General features: G+C 69.2%; 16 protein-coding genes and 3 pseudogenes. 13 read left to right on the top strand and 6 right to left on the bottom strand.

The window, feature by feature from the left end; translation table 11 throughout:
* Positions 1 to 177: 177 nt before the first annotated feature.
* From R6Y94_RS38005 to R6Y94_RS37980, 6 genes are all read left to right on the top strand, one after another.
* On the top strand, positions 178 to 444 hold the full coding sequence (locus tag R6Y94_RS38005; protein ID WP_318401474.1) for a hypothetical protein: 267 nt from the start codon (positions 178 to 180) through the stop codon (positions 442 to 444).
* Positions 441 to 1,589 (top strand): glycosyltransferase family 4 protein, encoded by a 1,149-nt coding sequence (locus tag R6Y94_RS38000; protein ID WP_318401472.1) that lies wholly within the window; start codon positions 441 to 443, stop codon positions 1,587 to 1,589. Before R6Y94_RS38005 ends, R6Y94_RS38000 begins: the two co-directional genes overlap by 4 nt.
* Before the next feature lie 214 nt (positions 1,590 to 1,803).
* Positions 1,804 to 2,205: a hypothetical protein gene (locus R6Y94_RS37995; RefSeq protein WP_318401470.1), complete on the top strand. Its 402-nt coding sequence runs from the start codon at positions 1,804 to 1,806 to the stop codon at positions 2,203 to 2,205.
* Positions 2,205 to 3,098, top strand: coding sequence for a hypothetical protein (locus R6Y94_RS37990; protein ID WP_318401468.1), 894 nt, complete (start codon positions 2,205 to 2,207; stop codon positions 3,096 to 3,098). Before R6Y94_RS37995 ends, R6Y94_RS37990 begins: the two co-directional genes overlap by 1 nt.
* Before the next feature lie 23 nt (positions 3,099 to 3,121).
* The gene (locus R6Y94_RS37985; protein WP_318401466.1) at positions 3,122 to 4,069 is read left to right on the top strand and encodes a hypothetical protein; all 948 of its coding nucleotides are present in this window, start codon (positions 3,122 to 3,124) and stop codon (positions 4,067 to 4,069) included.
* A gap of 34 nt (positions 4,070 to 4,103) precedes the next feature.
* Positions 4,104 to 6,587 carry a CHAT domain-containing protein gene (locus R6Y94_RS37980; RefSeq protein WP_318401464.1) on the top strand — a complete coding sequence of 828 codons (2,484 nt, stop codon included), beginning with the start codon at positions 4,104 to 4,106 and terminating at the stop codon, positions 6,585 to 6,587.
* Positions 6,588 to 6,760: 173 nt separating this feature from the next.
* Here the strand turns inward: R6Y94_RS37980 and R6Y94_RS37975 are convergent.
* The 6 genes and pseudogenes from R6Y94_RS37975 to R6Y94_RS37955 all read right to left on the bottom strand — a co-directional run.
* Positions 6,761 to 6,946, bottom strand: a pseudogene (locus R6Y94_RS37975) (IS5/IS1182 family transposase); the annotation flags it as partial.
* 50 nt (positions 6,947 to 6,996) lie between these two features.
* A complete protein-coding gene (locus R6Y94_RS37970) occupies positions 6,997 to 9,186 on the bottom strand; it encodes an N-6 DNA methylase (RefSeq protein ID WP_318401462.1) in 2,190 nt (729 codons plus the stop codon).
* Positions 9,176 to 9,478, bottom strand: coding sequence for a hypothetical protein (locus tag R6Y94_RS37965; protein ID WP_318401460.1), 303 nt, complete (start codon positions 9,476 to 9,478; stop codon positions 9,176 to 9,178). The genes R6Y94_RS37970 and R6Y94_RS37965 overlap by 11 nt, the downstream gene beginning before the upstream one ends.
* 275 nt (positions 9,479 to 9,753) lie before the next feature.
* Complete coding sequence (locus R6Y94_RS37960; protein ID WP_318401459.1) at positions 9,754 to 10,410, bottom strand: response regulator transcription factor; 657 nt, start codon at positions 10,408 to 10,410, stop codon at positions 9,754 to 9,756.
* A complete protein-coding gene (locus R6Y94_RS45450) occupies positions 10,407 to 10,676 on the bottom strand; it encodes an ATP-binding protein (RefSeq protein ID WP_412102971.1) in 270 nt (89 codons plus the stop codon). Before R6Y94_RS45450 ends, R6Y94_RS37960 begins: the two co-directional genes overlap by 4 nt.
* Entirely contained in the window at positions 10,586 to 11,602 is a 1,017-nt protein-coding gene (locus tag R6Y94_RS37955) for a histidine kinase dimerization/phosphoacceptor domain-containing protein (protein WP_318401457.1), read from the bottom strand. Before R6Y94_RS37955 ends, R6Y94_RS45450 begins: the two co-directional genes overlap by 91 nt.
* A gap of 3 nt (positions 11,603 to 11,605) precedes the next feature.
* Between R6Y94_RS37955 and R6Y94_RS37950 the strand changes: the two genes are divergently transcribed.
* From R6Y94_RS37950 to R6Y94_RS37920, 7 genes and pseudogenes are all read left to right on the top strand, one after another.
* Positions 11,606 to 11,734: a hypothetical protein gene (locus R6Y94_RS37950; protein WP_318401455.1), complete on the top strand. Its 129-nt coding sequence runs from the start codon at positions 11,606 to 11,608 to the stop codon at positions 11,732 to 11,734.
* Positions 11,735 to 11,779: 45 nt separating this feature from the next.
* A pseudogene (locus R6Y94_RS37945) lies at positions 11,780 to 12,088 on the top strand (winged helix-turn-helix domain-containing protein); the annotation flags it as partial.
* A gap of 52 nt (positions 12,089 to 12,140) precedes the next feature.
* Entirely contained in the window at positions 12,141 to 12,377 is a 237-nt protein-coding gene (rpmB, locus tag R6Y94_RS37940) for a 50S ribosomal protein L28 (protein WP_318401453.1), read from the top strand.
* A pseudogene (gene rpmG / locus R6Y94_RS37935) lies at positions 12,377 to 12,541 on the top strand (50S ribosomal protein L33); the annotation flags it as partial. The gene rpmB and the pseudogene rpmG, both read left to right, overlap by 1 nt.
* Positions 12,542 to 12,594: 53 nt before the next feature.
* Complete coding sequence (gene rpsN / locus R6Y94_RS37930) at positions 12,595 to 12,900, top strand: 30S ribosomal protein S14 (protein ID WP_318401451.1); 306 nt, start codon at positions 12,595 to 12,597, stop codon at positions 12,898 to 12,900.
* 103 nt (positions 12,901 to 13,003) lie between these two features.
* Complete coding sequence (locus R6Y94_RS37925; RefSeq protein ID WP_318401449.1) at positions 13,004 to 14,467, top strand: choice-of-anchor M domain-containing protein; 1,464 nt, start codon at positions 13,004 to 13,006, stop codon at positions 14,465 to 14,467.
* 182 nt (positions 14,468 to 14,649) lie between these two features.
* On the top strand, positions 14,650 to 15,870 hold the full coding sequence (locus tag R6Y94_RS37920; protein ID WP_318401448.1) for a WxL protein peptidoglycan domain-containing protein: 1,221 nt from the start codon (positions 14,650 to 14,652) through the stop codon (positions 15,868 to 15,870).

Raw genomic sequence — 15,870 nt, 5'->3', positions numbered from 1 at the left:
AGCGGTCGATGGACGAATCGGCGGCGGTGTCGACCGTGTACCGGGTCCTGGGCGAATGCGGCGAGGTCCGGGAACCGCGGCCGTCAGGCCACCCACCCGGCACGGGTCATACCCGAGCTGGTAGCCAGCGGGCCGGACACGTGCTGGTCGTGGGATATCAGGAGGCTGCACGGGCGGGTGAAGCGGACCTACCACCACCTCTATGCGATCTTGGGCATTCTCACCCCGTATGCCGTCGGGTGGATGATCGCCGGACGTGAATCCGCGACCCGTGCGGAGAGGCTACTCGCCGACGCCGTCGCCAGACAGCGCGTCGACCGCGGCCAGTTGGCCATCCACCTTCGGGCGGTTTCCGCTGTGTCCCAGGGCGGCCTTTCGGACCTCAGCGGGAAGCTCGTCGTCGTGTCGATTTCAGACTGTCGGGAAAGGACGCCTTGTCGATGAACAACTCAGACCAACGGTACGATCTCACCGTCGCGCTGACCTACTACCTGCCGTACATGAGCGGCCTGACCCACACGGCTAGTACCGTCGCCGAGGGCATGGCGGCGCGTGGCTGGCGGGTGGCGGTGGTGGCCAGCCAGCACGACCGGTCCACCCCGCGCCGGGAGACCATCAATGGGGTGGACGTCTACCGGTCACCGGTGCTCGGCCGGATCTCCCGGACGCAGATCAGCCCGGCGTACCCGTTCGAGGTAGCCCGGATCGCCCGCCGCTCCGCCCTGCTCCACCTAAACCTGCCGATGGCCGAGGCCGCGCTGGTGGCCAGACTTGCCGGGCCCACCCCGATTGTGAGCATGTTGCACATCGACCTGTACCTGCCTCCTGGCGGGCTGAGCCGGATCGCGGTCGCCGTGTCTGACGTGACGACCCGGGCCGCGATCCGCCGTTCCGCGGCAGTGGTCGCCTACAGCGAGGACCAGGCCCATGCGTCGAAGTTCTGGCCGCTGATGAAGGGGCGGGAGTTCCGCGCTATTGCCGCACCATGTCTCGACCGCCGTGGCGGCCAGCCGCGTTACCGCCGCACCGGCGGGCTGCACATCGGCTTCCTCGGCCGCATCGTCGAAGACAAAGGGATCCCCTACCTCGTCCGGGCCTTCCGCCGGATCGCCGACCCCGACGCCCGGCTGCTGATCGGTGGCAACTACCAGACCGTGATGGGCGGCCACAACCTCGCGGACATCAGGGCGGAGATCGGCGCGGACAACCGCGTCAAGGTGCTCGGCGAGCTACGGGGCCAGGAGATCGATGACTTCTACGCCTCGATCGACGTGTTCGCACTGCCGTCCAACGCAGAGTCGTTCGGCATCGTGCAGGCCGAGGCGATGATGTGCGGCGTACCGTCGGTGACCACCGACCTGCCCGGCGGGCGGTATCCCGTCCAGGCGACGCAGTTCGGCTCGATGGTCCCGCTTCGCGACCCGGACGCGCTGCACCGGGCGATCCTGGAGCAGGCGGCCACCCCGGCGGACCGGCGGGAGGCCAAGGCCCGCGAGGCGCGGGAACTCTTCGGGGCCGAGCGAAGCCTGGACGAGCACGAGGAGCTGTTCACGCTGATGCGGGATCGAGCCGCCCGCCCAGTACGGTGACGGGTCCACCTGCGGCCGTCGGAGTAGATCGAGCCGCTGCTCGATCGCGTCTTCGACCATGGATCGATCGTGCTCGACGGATAGCTGCGGGATGTACTGGCATCTCATTGTGACCGGTCGAACCGTACGTCGTAGGGGACGCATATCAGGGGATGACCAGTAGCGACCGAACGACTACAGTGGGGCCGCCGAACGCTGCTGAACCGGAGCGCCTGTGAGCGACATCGTCGAGATCGCCCGTCTCATACGCCCCTACCTGGACAACCTGGTCGACGAATCAGAGGTCGCCCGCTGGAATCAGCGGATCAGCGAGCTGCTGGCGGTGGACTCCGCTGGCGAGCAGGTCGACGACCGGCTGCGGGCGTTGTTCCTTGCGCACCCGGTCGTGCAGAACTGGGTTGCTGACACGCTCGGCGACCCGGATCTGCGTCCTCCGGAGGTGGTCGCAGGGCTGTCCACGCGTGGCGAGCCTCCGGCCGGCGACCGCGTCGGTTCACGTCTTCAGCAGTACGTGTGCCCAGTGAACCAGTGCACGAAGTGGTACCGCGTCTCGTCGTCGGAGGTTGTGCCGCGCTGTACGGACCACGGCGAGGTCTTGATCGAGGTGCGCCGCTGATGATCGACGCGCTTGGGGAGGCGGTGGCGGGGCACGTCGTCGAACGACTGCTGACTCGGCTCGGCGCGGCCCTGGTTTTCGCGGTCGGCGGGGTGTTGGCGTGGCTGTCTACGCACGGAGGCTGGGCCCGCTTGGTCAAGCTGGGCGCTCAGGCTGCCGATCTGCCCACCCTGGTGGTCCTTGCGGTGGTGGCGGCGTTGCTAGCGGCCGCGTTTGCCGCCAGCACCGTAGTCCGGTTACTGACCCGGCCGGTGTTGCGGTTTCTCGAGGGCTACTGGACGTGGCCGCTGAAGCCGTTGAGGGCGTGGCTGGTCGATCGGAAGACCACCCAGCGGGCCGGTCTGGAGGCGGAGCTGCGGAGGTTCGCGTCCCGGGGCGAGCGGGCGAAACAGGTTCGAGCCGAGCAGCGGCTGCACCGGATGCCTGCTGCCCAGTGGATGATGCCGACCCGGCTGGGCAACCTGCTGCGGGCCGCCGAGACCCGGCCGGCCGAGAAGTACGGTCTGGATGCCGTTGCCGTCTGGCCGCACCTGTGGATGGTCCTGCCAGAGCAGGCTCGCCTCGACCTCGGGGCCGCCCGCGCCTCGCTCGACAGGGGCGTGGCCACCGCAATTTGGGCTGCCGCGTCCCTGCCGTTCGGGGTGTGGAGCCTGTGGGCGCCTGCCGCCGGACTCGGGTTGACGGCGTGGGCGATCTGGCTGTGGATCCCGCACCGGGCGGCCCGCTATGCCGACCTGCTCGAAGCCTCTTACGACGTGTACCGACGGCAACTGTACGAGCAGTTGCGCTGGCCGCTGCCGATTGACCCAGACGACGAGCGGATCAAGGGCGAATTGCTCACCAGCTACCTGGTCCGGGGCTTGGCTGGGGGTAAGCCGAGGTTCACGTCGTGAAGAGCGTGCGGCGCTTCCTCGCGATGGCCGAGGTCGCGCTGCATTCGTCGCCCATCGACGTGTCAACCAAGGCGTTCGAGGCCACCGGTGACCCGGCCAGGCTGGACGAGGCGATCGACGCCACCCTGGCGCTGCTCGCCCGGCCGGCGTTGCAACGCGATCTGGAGGTCCGGTCGACGACCTACTGGGAGGCAGCTCGACTGGTCCGGAGGCGCATCGACCTCGCCTACGGCCGGTCCGCCGCGCTGCGCGACGCACCCCGTGGGGGTGATGAGGCCGAGACCGCCGAACGGCGGGCCAAGGACGCTGCCGAGCGGACGGTGGTCGCCGCCGATCTGGATCTGTTCGTCGACTTGATGTGCCGGACAGTCGCCGATTTTCCCAGATATTCGGTCTACTTCACGAGCGTCCACATCGATTTGGCCGACGCGCTGACGCGCCGGTTCTGGCTGCGGCAGGGCGATGCCCACCCGGATGCCGAAACCGACCTGACCGATGCCATTGACCTCTACCGTCAGGTCTTCGACGAGCACACGCCCAAGGGCCAGAATCTACACGTCTGCCTCTCCGCGCTCGCCGACCTCCATCTGGAACGGCACCGTACCCGTCCCTTGGAGAGGGCCGATCGGGAGGCCGCCGGTTTCTTCGCCCGCAAGGCCATCGACCTGCCGGATCTCGACCCGAGCCTGCGCTTCGAATCGCTCAATGTGCTGGCCGAGACCCTGGTCGCGGACGCCCAGGACACCGACGGCGATCCTCGACCGCTGCTCGACGAGGCCGTCACCTTCTACGAGGAAGCGCTCCAGCAGGCCCCGGAGGAGGACGTGAACCGGGAGCTGCCCCGGGTGCGGGCGAACCTCGCCTTCACACTGCGACTCCGGTACTTGATCAGCCGTGACGCAGGCGACCTGGATCGGCAGATCGCGTTGCTCGCGCACGCGCTTTCCGAGCCGGACCTGCGATGGATGTAAACCCGGCCGGGCCGCCCGTCGATTGGAGCCAGTGATGCGGATCCGTTCCCGGCGGCAGCCGCCCCAGCCCTTCCTGCTGCGGCTGCAGCTGGCCGACGCCCTTCTCGAACGGGCCGCCCCCGGCGACTTGGCGCAAGGCCAGGAACTACTGCTGGACACGGCCGCGGCCCCCGAGGTGTTACCGGCCGATCTTCACGTGCTGGTGCAGATCGTCCACGACCGAGTCGACGCACTGGTTCCGCGGGCGGCTCGGATCAGCCTGCTCAACTGGACCATCGATCAGCTGGAACGAGCCGAAGCGCCGTCCCTTCCCGTGGTGGATCCGGCAGTCCGGGAAGAGTTCGCGGCGGAACTGCAGAACCAGCTGTTGCTTACCTCGCTGAAGCGGATGATCGCCAGTGGTGCCGACGTGCACCTCCAACACACCGTCGCCCTGTCGCAGCAACTGGCCGCCGTGCCGGCCGATGGCCCGAATTCGTTGCTGTACCGGTCCCACGCGGCGATGATGCTGGTGGCCCGGGCAGACACTAGCGTCAACGAGGCCGACCTGGACGCTGCGGCGACTCTCCTGGGATCCATGTTGGAGTCGGCGGAGCCGCTCGGCGACTATGACCGGGCGCTCTTGAAGGTCAACCTTGGCTTCGTACTGATTCAGCGGTCTCGGCTACTGCGTGACGAACCGGCGTTGGCTCAGGGTCGGGAACTCATCGAGAGCGCGCTGCGGGAGGCCGATGCCCGCGGCGTCCGCGATCCGGATCTGGTGCAGTCTGCGGCGTCAGCGTTCCTCGCGGTGCCCGGGCACGGCGGTCGTGAGCGGGCCGTCGAGCTGCTGGCCGAACTTCCGCCGGCCACCGATCTCGGTACGGGTTTCACCCGGTTTGCCGCCACGATGGACGGCTCCGACCCGGCGACGGTGCGGGCCGAGGCGCAGGCCCTGGAGGCGCTGCTGGACCAGTCACCGCAAACTCCGACGCTGCTCACCTCGTTCGCCCGGCGCGAGCTGGGGCGCCAGGCGCTGCGAGCTGGCGATTGGGAACGAGCGCTGGCGGCGTTCGCGTCGGCCCGCGATGAGTTCACCGACCTGTACGAGGTGCAGGCGCTACCGGCCAGCCGGGAGCGCATCTTAGGCCTCCGGCACGACCTGGCGATACTGCACGCGTACGCGCTGACCCGCGCCGGGGATCTGGAAGCCGCGGTAGACGCACTCGAGGAGAGCCGGGCCCGGCTGCTCAGCGAAGCTCTCGACCTGGAAGCCGACGACCTGCGCCATGTCGATCCTGTCGTGGCACAGCGCTATCGGGAGGCATCCAGGCGGCTGGGTGACCTGGTCTTGGACGAGTCCGGTGGATTGGACCGCTCCGCCATGGTCGACGAAGCCCGTACCGAATTGCGGATGTCGATCGCCGCAGTGCGGGCGCAACCGGGCGCCGAGAGCTTCCTCGTGCCCTCCGGTCGAACCGAAGCCCGCCAGGCCACCGCACGTGGGCGTCCCCTGGTCTATCTCGCCGCCGCTGAAATCGGCGGATTCGCGCTGATCCTCGAACCACACGGCCCGCCACGTCTGGTAGATCTGCCCAGTCTGTCTCGGCCGGAGCTGGTAGACCGAGCCGTCGACCTGATGAGCAGCTACCATTCCCGGTCTCCCACGTGGCCGCGCGAGCTGCGCTCGATTCTCGCTTGGCTGGCCGCGATGGCAATGGAACCGCTGCTGAACGCCCTCGACGGTACCGACGAAGCGGTCCTGATCGCCATGGACCTGCTCGGCTTGATGCCGCTGCACGCCGCCGTACCATCCAGCCGGGTGGCCTTTACTCACGCACCGAGCGCCCGATTTTTGTTGGCAGCAAGGGAGCTGGAATCCATCGAACCGGGACGGCTACTCGTGGTCGCCGACACCCGGCCGGACGATGCTCCGCTTCCGGACGCCCGTAGAGAGGCGGCCGCAGTGGCCGTCCACTTCGCCGATGTCGTCGAGCACACCACTCGGGACGCCGTTCTGGCAGCTCTCCCGGACCGAGACGTGCTGCATTTCGCCTGTCACGGAGCCGTCGACCTGGAGTCACCACGGCAGAGCAGGCTGACCCTCTCCGACGGGCCGCTGACGGTGGCCGCCCTGATGGCCACACCGGTGCGGGCGCGGCTGGCGGTGCTGTCGGCATGCGAGACGGCAATGATCGGCATTGACGTGCTCGACGAGGTGGTGGGGCTACCGGCCGGACTGCTACAGGCCGGGTCCGCAGGCGTGCTCGGCACGCTGTGGCGGGTGGACAGTCGCGCAGCCGCACTGCTGGTCGCCCGGTTCTACGACGCGTGGCGGATAGAGGGCCAATCCCCGGTCCAGGCCGTCCGGACTGCCCAGCACTGGTTGCGGGAGTGCACCAATGAGGAGGCTCACCGCCGCTACCCGGATCTGCGGCCCGAACCGGACCGGGAACCCGCCGACGTGGCGTTCTGGCGGGCAGCCCGCCCGTTTACTGCACATGAACACTGGGCGGCACTGCACTATGTAGGTATCTGAGGAGCCGCCAGTCGTTGTACACCGTCCAGCGCAGTCGAACCCTGTACGACTACCACTGAAAGGCCAGCGTTCGTTCGGTACTGCTCAGGCGGCTGCGTCACGGCACAGAGCGAGTAGTCGGCAGGATTCCTACGTGTCGACGACGGCATCGTCGCGGGAAGACCTGACCATCACCTCCATGCGGCTGCCAGCAGCACCCGGTCTGGAAGGTCGCGTGACCACTGCCGGCCCGGCCGGCCGTCAGCGATCGCGTCACCGCCACGCTCGGCGACCAGCTTGACGAGCCGGCGGAACTGGACGGGCTGCAGCCCGGTGAACGGGAAGATCCACTCCGGGCGGGCTGCCGAGATCACCTGCACACCGGACGGACTCCGGGTTACGAGAGATCCCTTAACTGCGACGTTCATAATCAAATCGGCGTCCGTCCGTCGGCTGCGACGACTCTGCGTTGCACTTCGATAGGAGGTAGCGCGAGCTGCAGTCGGCTGAGGTGGCTCTTGTTGATGCTGGATCGCGAGCCGTGCAGGGTGTGGGCGTGTAGCCATCCCCGTACCACGGGCCGGTTGAGGTAGTGGGCCAGGAACTCTGGCGTGACTTCCGGGCCTGGGCGCAGCCGGATGCAGGTGTTGCCCATCAGCCAGCCGTTCTCCTGCTCGGTGACGATGCCGAACCGTGTTGTCTCGCCGGTCCGGACCAGTAGGATGTCGCCGGGTTGCAGCTGGTAAGTGCTCAGCCGCTTTGCAGTTCGGCGGCTCACCCGCGCCTTCGGGTCTGGTGCGATGCCACCGTCGCGGATGTCGCCGGCCCTGACCAAAGGGACTCCCTCGGGCAGGTAGTCGGAGGCGGCCAAGAGGCTTCCGGACGGGCCCGGTCGAATCTCGCATCGCTGGTGCAGGTCGCCTACCCACCAGTCGTCCGGAACGGCACCGATGAGACTGTCCTTGGTCGTCTCCGCCCCGAGTGCCGGCCGGTGATCGCGTCGGTCCTCAGTAGGGTCGGGTTGGTCGGGTGGATCAGCCGGTGTCCGTTGTTCGGGCAGCGCCGGTCTCGTCGCCTGTGGACGCGGGGCCTGGTAGGCGGCTGGCTGGAGGGCGTAGTCATGGTCGCGGACCTGGTCCCGGGTTACCGCGACCGCGGTGACTGTGGAGATGGCATGGGACAACGCAGTCGAGCCGTGCAGCCAGCATCGGTAGGTGTCGAGGATGGCGGCGCAGCCGTCCCCGGTCAGCACCCGATAGCTGCCGTCCGCCCGCGTTGCCTGCCGGGCGTCGATCAGCAGGATGTCCTCGCGCGGCGGGTCTTCGGGGTGCGCGAGGATCCAGACCGTGACCGGGATCGCGGTCTCGCGGAACAGGTTCCTGGGTAGCGTGATCACGCATCGCACGACGCCATGCTCGACCAGTCCCTCGCGCACCGGACGCTGCTGGTCGCTGAGATTCGAGGCGAAGCGGTTCGGCATGACCACCGCAGCCCGTCCTCCCGGAGCCAACGCCGCCACCACGGTCTGCAACCAGGCCGAGGCGGTATCGTACGCCGCCGGTCGACCGCACAGCCATTCCCGCTCGGTACGCGATACCGGCTCCCACTCCGTCTTGCCGAACGGCGGATTGAGCAGTACCACGTCGTATCGTCCCGGTCCCGCGTCAACCTTGTTGGCGTGGGCCGGATCCGGTGGCTTGGCGGGGAGGCCGCACTGCAGTTCGTGGATCGCTGTGTTGAGGGTGGCCAACCGCCAGGTCCGGGCAGTCGTCGCCCGGCCGGTCAACACGGTCGGTGGGTCATCCACAGCCGGCTCACCGCTCCTGGCCAGGTGTTGCCCGGCGGCTACCAGCAACGTTCCTGGGCCGCAGCAAGGATCATGGACGCGCTCACCGGGTTGGGGATCGACCAGAGCCACCATCAGCCGCGCCAACGTGCCGGGTACCAGGTATTCGTCCGGGCTATGGTGTCGGCGCCGGGCGAACAGGTCCAGCAGGTACTCGAATGTGTCGGCAGCCGATGCCGGGGCTGCGTTTAGCTTTGCGACCAGCCGCCTCAACCGACGCGGCCACCAGTCACCGGTCGGCAGGTCACGCAACTGCGCGGTCGCCGCCGTCAGCGGCGGCGGCAGCCGTCGCGTCACCTCGGCGACCGTGGCCTGGATGGTACGGACCGACGCTCCTGCCAGCGCCGCCCATCCGGCGAGATCCATCGCCCGTACGTACATCAGGGACATCACCACAGCTTCGAACTTCACTGGATCTTCGCTGTCGACCCGCAGCTGATCCACCCAGGCCCGCAACCGCTGCTGGGGCTCGCTCTGCCACTGCTTGACACCGTCCCCGTGATCGGGCGCAGCGGCCAAGCCAACCGCTGCCCGGAAACGCTGCCCGTAGTAGGTCAGGCCAGGCGGATCGTCCGCCCGCCGGCTCTTCTGATGGATCTTGCGATTGTCCAGCCAATCGGCGACCGCATCGATCGGGTAGCCGACCCGGCGGCCGTTCCGGACCGTCGGCGGAAAGGACGGGTGCCGACTGACCCACAGGCTGACTGCCTGCTCCTTCACCCCGGCCGCCTGCGCTACCTCCGCCCGTGTCATCAACCGCCGCTCAGCGACCACCGTCCTTACCTCCTCGGCGGCGTCGGGGCTGGACCGCCCGGCCTGTGTCAGCCGGTCCACGCAACGCGCGGATCAACTGGACCAGGTGCCGGGTGCGCCGCTCGTTGATGATCACCCAGCCGACGAACAGCATCAATACCAGGATTGCCATGGTCAGGTCGGGCCGTGGCAGAAGCCCGATCACCCGTATCAGCCATTCCGCCATGCCGATCTCCTCCCCAGCCGTCCACCGCGTCTGACGGTAGACCGTCCCGGGCCCGTCGAACACGCGCGGATGCTCGATCTGAGGCACTTTGTTTCGTAAGCGATCGTTGATGCTTCCTCCAACGGCGGGCGCGGGGAGGTCGACGGTTCGGGTGGCCCAGCAGGCCACCAGCGCCGGAGGAGTGGTCCGTTTTCAGCGGACCCACATGGTCAGTTTTCAACCGGAGCTGACAGCGGCGACCACATCCACCGGTTCAACGAGATGGGAATGGCCAGCCTGGACCCTCCGTGGGCGGGTGACCGTTCCCGCCAGGTCAGTCCTGACGAGGATTCGACCTGTCGCTGAGTTGTGACAGTAGGTGCTCAGGCACGTGGTTGGACCAGGCCGTTGTCGTACGCGAAGATGACTGCCTGGATTCGGTCTCGCGCTCCGATCTTGGCTAGGACGCGTCCGACGTGCTTCTTCACGGTGGATTCGGTGAGGGTGAAGCGTTCGGCGATCTCGGTGTTGGTGGCGCCCTGGCCGATCGCTTCGAGGACCTCTCGCTCTCGTTCGCTCAGGCTGCTCAGGCGGGGGTCCGCAGGTGTGGTCGGCGCCGGATGCTGGAGGTAGGCGTTCATCAGCTTGCAGGTCAGGCTGGGGGCTACCACTGAGTCTCCGCTCGCGACGGCGCGGATGCCGGCGATCAGCTCCTCGGGGCGGGCGTCCTTGAGCAGGAAGCCGCTCGCTCCGGCTCGCAGTCCGGCGTAGACGTATTCGTCCAGGTCGAAGGTGGTCAGCATTAGTACGTGGGTGCGCGAGCCAGCAGCGGTGATCCGGCGGGTGGCCTCTATGCCGTCCATGCCGGGCATGCGCACGTCCATCAACACGACGTCGGGGCGGGTCTGTTCCACCATCCGCACCGCCTCGGCGCCGCCCGAAGCTTCGCCGACCACGGTCATCCCGGGGGTGCCATCGAGCAGCATCTTGAAACCCATGCGTTGCAACTGCTGGTCGTCTGCGATCAGCACGGTGGTCATGAGGGCTCCTTGAGGACTACGTCGACGAGCCAGCCCGGCTCGGCCGGGCCGGCGGTCACTACCCCGCCGTACATGGCGGCGCGTTCCCGCATGCCGAGCAGGCCGTGGCGCGGGGCGGCGGGTTTGCCACGGCCGTTGTCGCGTACTTGTACCCGTACCTCTCCGTCGCAGGCAGCTAGAGTGACGTCCGCGGCCGCCCCGCGTCCCGCGTGTTTGAGGGTGTTGGTGAGAGCTTCCTGAACGATGCGGTAGACCGCGAGCGGCACCAGGCGACAACCGCGGAGCCACCTTCCGTCGAATCCTGCACGCCCCGGCCGAGGGTGTGCAGCTCGCCCGAGGTGGAGTAGGTGACTGGTAGGCCGGCCGCACGCACGCTCGGCAGCAGCCGGTCGAGATCGTCGATGCCGGGCTGCGGGCTCAGCTGTGGATCGGCGTCCCCCTCGCGCAGCACGCCCAGCACCCGGCGCAGCTCGGACAGCGCCTGCCGGCCGGTGTCACCGATCAACCGGAGCGGTTCGGCGGTCTGCTCGGCCCGCGAGGTCGCAAGGGCGGCGCCGCCGTCGGCCAGGCCCACGATCACCGAGACGTGATGGCCGACGATGTCGTGCATCTCGCGGGCCACCCGGGCTCGCTCCTCGGCGACGGCGAGGCGGGCCCGCTGATCCCGCTCGACTTCCAGGCGGGCGGCGCGGTCCTCGAGGGCGATGAGGTACGCCCGGCGGGTGCGCACCGCGACGCCGGACGCCATCGCGGCCCCCGACGTGCCGATCACCAGGAACAGCGTGATGATGCGGTTCTCCGTTATCGGGCTGATCAGGTAGATATCGGCGACCAGCAGCGCGATGGTGATCCCGGAGGCCCAGACCAGCGCCCGCCACGAACCGCGGGAGGCCACCCCGAACAGCATCACGAGCAGGATCACCCCGGCGCCGACGCCGACGTCCAGCAATCCCTCGGTCAACTCGATGGTTGCGGTGACCAGGAACGCCGGGAACGGGTACCGCCGCCGCCAGTACAGCGGCGGTAGCAGGACCAGGGTTGCGAGCGTCGCCGACAGGGGATTCTCGATGAGGTTGGGGATGCTGAAGAGCACGATCGGAACGGCCACCAGGGTGTCCATGACCCACGGGCGGCGCCGGTCGAAGGCCCGCAACCGCGTCTGCCGGTCCACCAGCCATCCCTGCGTGCTCATGAGGTGGTACGCCCCTTACACGTCGGTCTTCTTGAGCCGGTACGCCGCCGCATTGCACTGCCGCTGCTGGAGACGGCGCCGAAGACGCCGGGCGCGTCGGTCGCGGCGTGGATGCTGACCGCGATCTGGTAGTTGGCGACCTTGCCGGGCGTGCCGGAGTCGTGCGCATTCCGGATGCTGCTCGACTCCCGGACCGTCCTGCGGGGTGAGGGGGAGATCCTGCTCACCCGCCGGGAGTTCGACCTGCTCCTGCAGCTTGCCCAACATCCGCGCAGGGTCCCCATCCGGATGCAACTGCTGGAGCAGGTGTGGGGTCACGCGCATAACGGCCACCGCACCGTCGACGTACACGTCAGGCGACTCCGGGTCAAGGTCGGGCTCGAGGTTCCGCTGGTCACCACGCTGCGCGGCGTCGGCTACCGGTTGGGTGAGGACGTGACGGTGGCGGTAGTGCCCGAGGCGGCACCGCCTCAACCGAACAGATGATGTAAAAACGAAAACGATTACCGTTATAGTTCTCAACTTGAGGGAGGCAACCGTGTCCAGACGATGTGAGGTCAGCGGCGCGCAGCCGAGCTTCGGCAACGCCGTGTCCCACTCCCACCGGCGGACCCGCCGCCGCTGGAACCCCAACCCGCAACGCCACCGCTACTGGCTTGCCTCCGAACGGCGCTGGGTCACCCTGTACCTCACCGCGAAGGCGATGCGCACGGTGGACCGCGACGGGACAGCACGGGTCGTCGCCGGGCTCCGGGCCCGAGGGGTGCGGGTCTGATGGCCCGCCGTACCGACCTGCGGCCGATCGTCAAGCCGCGCAGCACCGGCGGCACCGGCTACACGTACGTCACCCGGAAGAACCGCCGCAACAACCCGGACCGGCTCGTCCTACGCAAGTTCGACCCGGTACCGCACCGCTACGTCGACGAGACCCGGCGCCGACTGGTCGAACGGCGCGACGCGGACGGCGCCCGGCTCTTCCGCGAGGAGCGCTGATGGCCCGGCGCACCCTGGTCAACCGGCAGGCCCGCCGGGCGGATCTGGTCCTCCGGTACGCCGAACCCCGGGCCGAGCTGAAGCGGATCATCGCGGCCCCGGAAACCGAGCCGGCGGTACGCGCCGACGCGGTGCGCCGGCTCAGCGCCCTGCCCCGGGACTCCAGTCCGGTACGGCTGCGTTCCCGCGACCAGCTCGACGGACGACCCCGAGGCGTGCTCGGCCGGTTCGGGTTGTCCCGGATCCGGTTCCGGGAGCTGGCGCTGCGCGGCGAACTGCCCGGCGTCCGCAAGGCGTCCTGGTGAGAACGACACCAGCGGCGGATGTGTCGGGGTAGCGCCCGAGCGGCGCGAACCGACCGAAGAACTGCCGAGCGCGGGAGCGCCCGGCTGTCGGGAAAGGAGCATGATGATTGTTAGATCGCGGCCCCGTGGGGTCGGGGTCCTGGTTACGGTGGGGGCGATGGTCGCCGGCGCGCTGCTGGCGCCGGCACCGGCCTCCGCGGCGGAGCGGGTGGTGCTGGCGAAGGGGCACACCGACGCGGTCGACGTGCACTACGAGGACGGAGCCCTGTCGCTGAAGGTGCACGACGACACGATCGAGCCCTCGGTGACCCGGGATCCGGCCGACGTCACGTTCCAGGTGTTGCCGGGTGCGGAGGCGCCGGTACCGGACGACGACCGGTTCGCGTTCCTCGGGCCGGCGGGAACGCCGATCTGGCTGTTGCCGATGACCCAGGACCCGGATCTGCTCTGGCCGGGCTGGAACACCACGACGCTCGCGTCCGGTGTCTTCGCCGGCGACCAGGTGCGGCTGAGCCTGCTCGACGTCCAGGGTCCGGGGGCGGTGAACGTGTTCACCCAGGACGTGTTCGGCGGGCCGATCGTCAAGTTCCGTAGCGACGACGGGCTGCCGGACGCGATCGACGTGCCGGTACACACCCACGCGCACGCGAACTGGGCGTTCAGCGCGCTCGGCAGCTACACGCTGACCTTCCAGGCCGACGCGACGTTGGCCGGCGGTGGCACGGTCAGCACCGGACCGGTGGACTACTCGTTCGTGGTGGGCGAACTGTCGGACCCGACACCGCAGACCGAACTGAGCATCACCGGCCTCGCCGGGGAGTACCAGCCGGGCGAGACGGTGGCGCTGACCGCCGTGCAGACGCCGCCGTCCGGTCTGGACCACTATCACTGGTTCAGCAGGTGCCAGGGCGCCGAGGACTGGACGGTCATCTCCGGCGAGGGCGGGGCCGGCTATTCGTTCACCGCGACCCGCGAACTGAACGACTGCCAGTACCTCGTCCGGCTCTACGATGCCGACCACAATGTCGTGGCCAGCAGCCCGCCGGTTACGTTGCGGGTGGCCACTTCGCCGTCGACCCCGGGCGCATCACAGACGATCACCGCCTCGATCGACGGTACCCAGGGCGGACTGGTGGTCAGCGTCGACCCGGACGACCGGGCCGTGGTGCTACCGCCGGCCCGGCTCAACGCCGCTGGCGACCGGTGGGAGAGCACCGGCGAACTGCGGCCGGTAACTGTCACCGACACCCGTACCGGCGCTCCGGGTTGGAATGTCTCCGGGCAGATTCCGGAGAACTTCACCGGTCCGGACGGGGCGACGTTCGGCGCCGACCGGCTCGGCTGGACGCCGCGGATCCTGCGCCAGGGGACCGGGCAGGGTGTGGTCGCCGGACCGGCGGTCGGCCCGGCCTCCGGGGGCGGACTCGGGGCCACCAGCGTGCTCGGCTCGGCACCGAGCGGTTCCGGTCGGGGTACCGCACAGCTCTCCGCCGAGCTGCAGCTGAGCCTGCCGACGGAAACGGCCGCTGGTACGTACACCTCGACTCTCACCCTGACGGCGATCTGACCGTCGCCTGATTGCCCGGTCGCGGGCGGCTCGATTCCGATCAAGCCCCTCCGAACCGCCTCGACCGGGTAGTGACCCGGCCGAGGGGTGGAGCCGAGCGGTCTGCATACGCTCGTCCACCCCTCGGTCGCGGTCGCGACGAAGACCCACGAGAAGCTACGAACGGAACCCACGATCCCGCCATGCGACTGCCAGCCGTCACCGCCGTCGGCGTCGTCCTGATCGGCCTGGCCCCACCCGTGGCCGTGGCCGCCCCGACGCCGACCCCCGCCGCGCCGACCCCCGCCGCGTCCGCCGCTCCCGGCCCCGCCGGCACCACATCCCCGCCCGCCAAGTCCCGCGTCACCTGGGGTGTGACACCGTCGAGTCAGAAGGGACCGGACGGCAGGCCCTCGTTCAGCTACAAGCTCGACCCCGGTGCCAGCGTCACCGACTACGTCGCGGTCACCAACCACTCCGCCGAGCCGCTCGCCCTGACCGTCTACGCCAGCGATGCCTTCACCACCGGAGAGGGCGGCTTCGACCTGCTCGCCGGCCAGGAGAAGCCGGTCGACGTGGGTGCCTGGGTCCGACTCACCACCCGGACGCTGACCGTCCCGGCGTCCTCCCGGGTGGACCTGCCGTTCACCCTGACCGTGCCGACCAACGCCGCGCCGGGCGACCACACCGGCGGCATCGTCGCCTCACTCGCCACCACCGGCACCGACGCCCAGGGCAACCAGGTCTCGGTCGACCACCGGGTCGGCACCCGCGTCTACCTCCGGGTGACCGGCGAGCTGCGACCCGCGCTGGCCCTGGAAGACCTCCGGGTACGGCATCGGGGCTCGTACAACCCGGTCGCCGGCGGCGAACTGACCGCGAGCGCCATGCTCCGGAACACGGGCAATGTCCGGCTCGGCGGCCAGCCGGCGCTGCGGGCGACCGGCCCGTTCGGGCTCGCGGCCCGGACCGCCAGCGGCGCGCCGTTGCCGGAGATCCTGCCCGGCGACGCGGTACGGGTGAGCGTCCAACTGTCCGGGGTGCCGCCGCTGTTCCGGCTGACTGCCACCACCACCGTCACCCCGATGGCGGTGGACGGCCAGGTGTTCGACCCGCAGCCGGTCTCCGTAGCCGACAGCAGGGCGGTCTGGGCTGTGCCGTGGAGCCAACTGCTGCTCGCCGTCGCGACGATCGTCGGCTGCTGGGCCCTGGTGGTGCTCCGCCGACGCCGACGGCAGCGTACGGCGCGAGAGCTTGCCCAAGCCGTTGCCGTGGCCAGGGGACAGGGACGCATCGAGGCTGCGGAAGGACCCGCGGACAGCTCCGCCGACCGGGCGCCGGACCGACCGAACGGCTGGACACCCGGCGCCGCTCCCGGTGCGACCCGCTCCCGTGAGGAGTCGTCGGAGGATCCCGAGAGATGA

This window comes from Plantactinospora sp. KLBMP9567 (assembly GCF_033446045.1).
Taxonomy (GTDB): domain Bacteria; phylum Actinomycetota; class Actinomycetes; order Mycobacteriales; family Micromonosporaceae; genus Plantactinospora.
Note: the sequence above shows the minus strand (reverse complement) of the source record. Positions and strands in the feature narration are given on the sequence as shown.

Bases quoted from the DNA above. Each gene is read 5' to 3' on its own strand.
- R6Y94_RS38000 (WP_318401472.1), top strand. From the start codon at position 441: ATGAACAACTCAGACCAACGGTACGATCTCACCGTCGCGCTGACCTAC.
- R6Y94_RS37990 (WP_318401468.1), top strand. From the start codon at position 2,205: ATGATCGACGCGCTTGGGGAGGCGGTGGCGGGGCACGTCGTCGAACGA.
- R6Y94_RS37985 (WP_318401466.1), top strand. From the start codon at position 3,122: ATGGCCGAGGTCGCGCTGCATTCGTCGCCCATCGACGTGTCAACCAAG.
- R6Y94_RS37980 (WP_318401464.1), top strand. From the start codon at position 4,104: ATGCGGATCCGTTCCCGGCGGCAGCCGCCCCAGCCCTTCCTGCTGCGG.
- R6Y94_RS37960 (WP_318401459.1), bottom strand. From the start codon at position 10,410: ATGACCACCGTGCTGATCGCAGACGACCAGCAGTTGCAACGCATGGGT.
- R6Y94_RS37955 (WP_318401457.1), bottom strand. From the start codon at position 11,602: ATGAGCACGCAGGGATGGCTGGTGGACCGGCAGACGCGGTTGCGGGCC.
- rpsN (WP_318401451.1), top strand. From the start codon at position 12,595: ATGGCCCGGCGCACCCTGGTCAACCGGCAGGCCCGCCGGGCGGATCTG.
- R6Y94_RS37925 (WP_318401449.1), top strand. From the start codon at position 13,004: ATGATTGTTAGATCGCGGCCCCGTGGGGTCGGGGTCCTGGTTACGGTG.
- R6Y94_RS37920 (WP_318401448.1), top strand. From the start codon at position 14,650: ATGCGACTGCCAGCCGTCACCGCCGTCGGCGTCGTCCTGATCGGCCTG.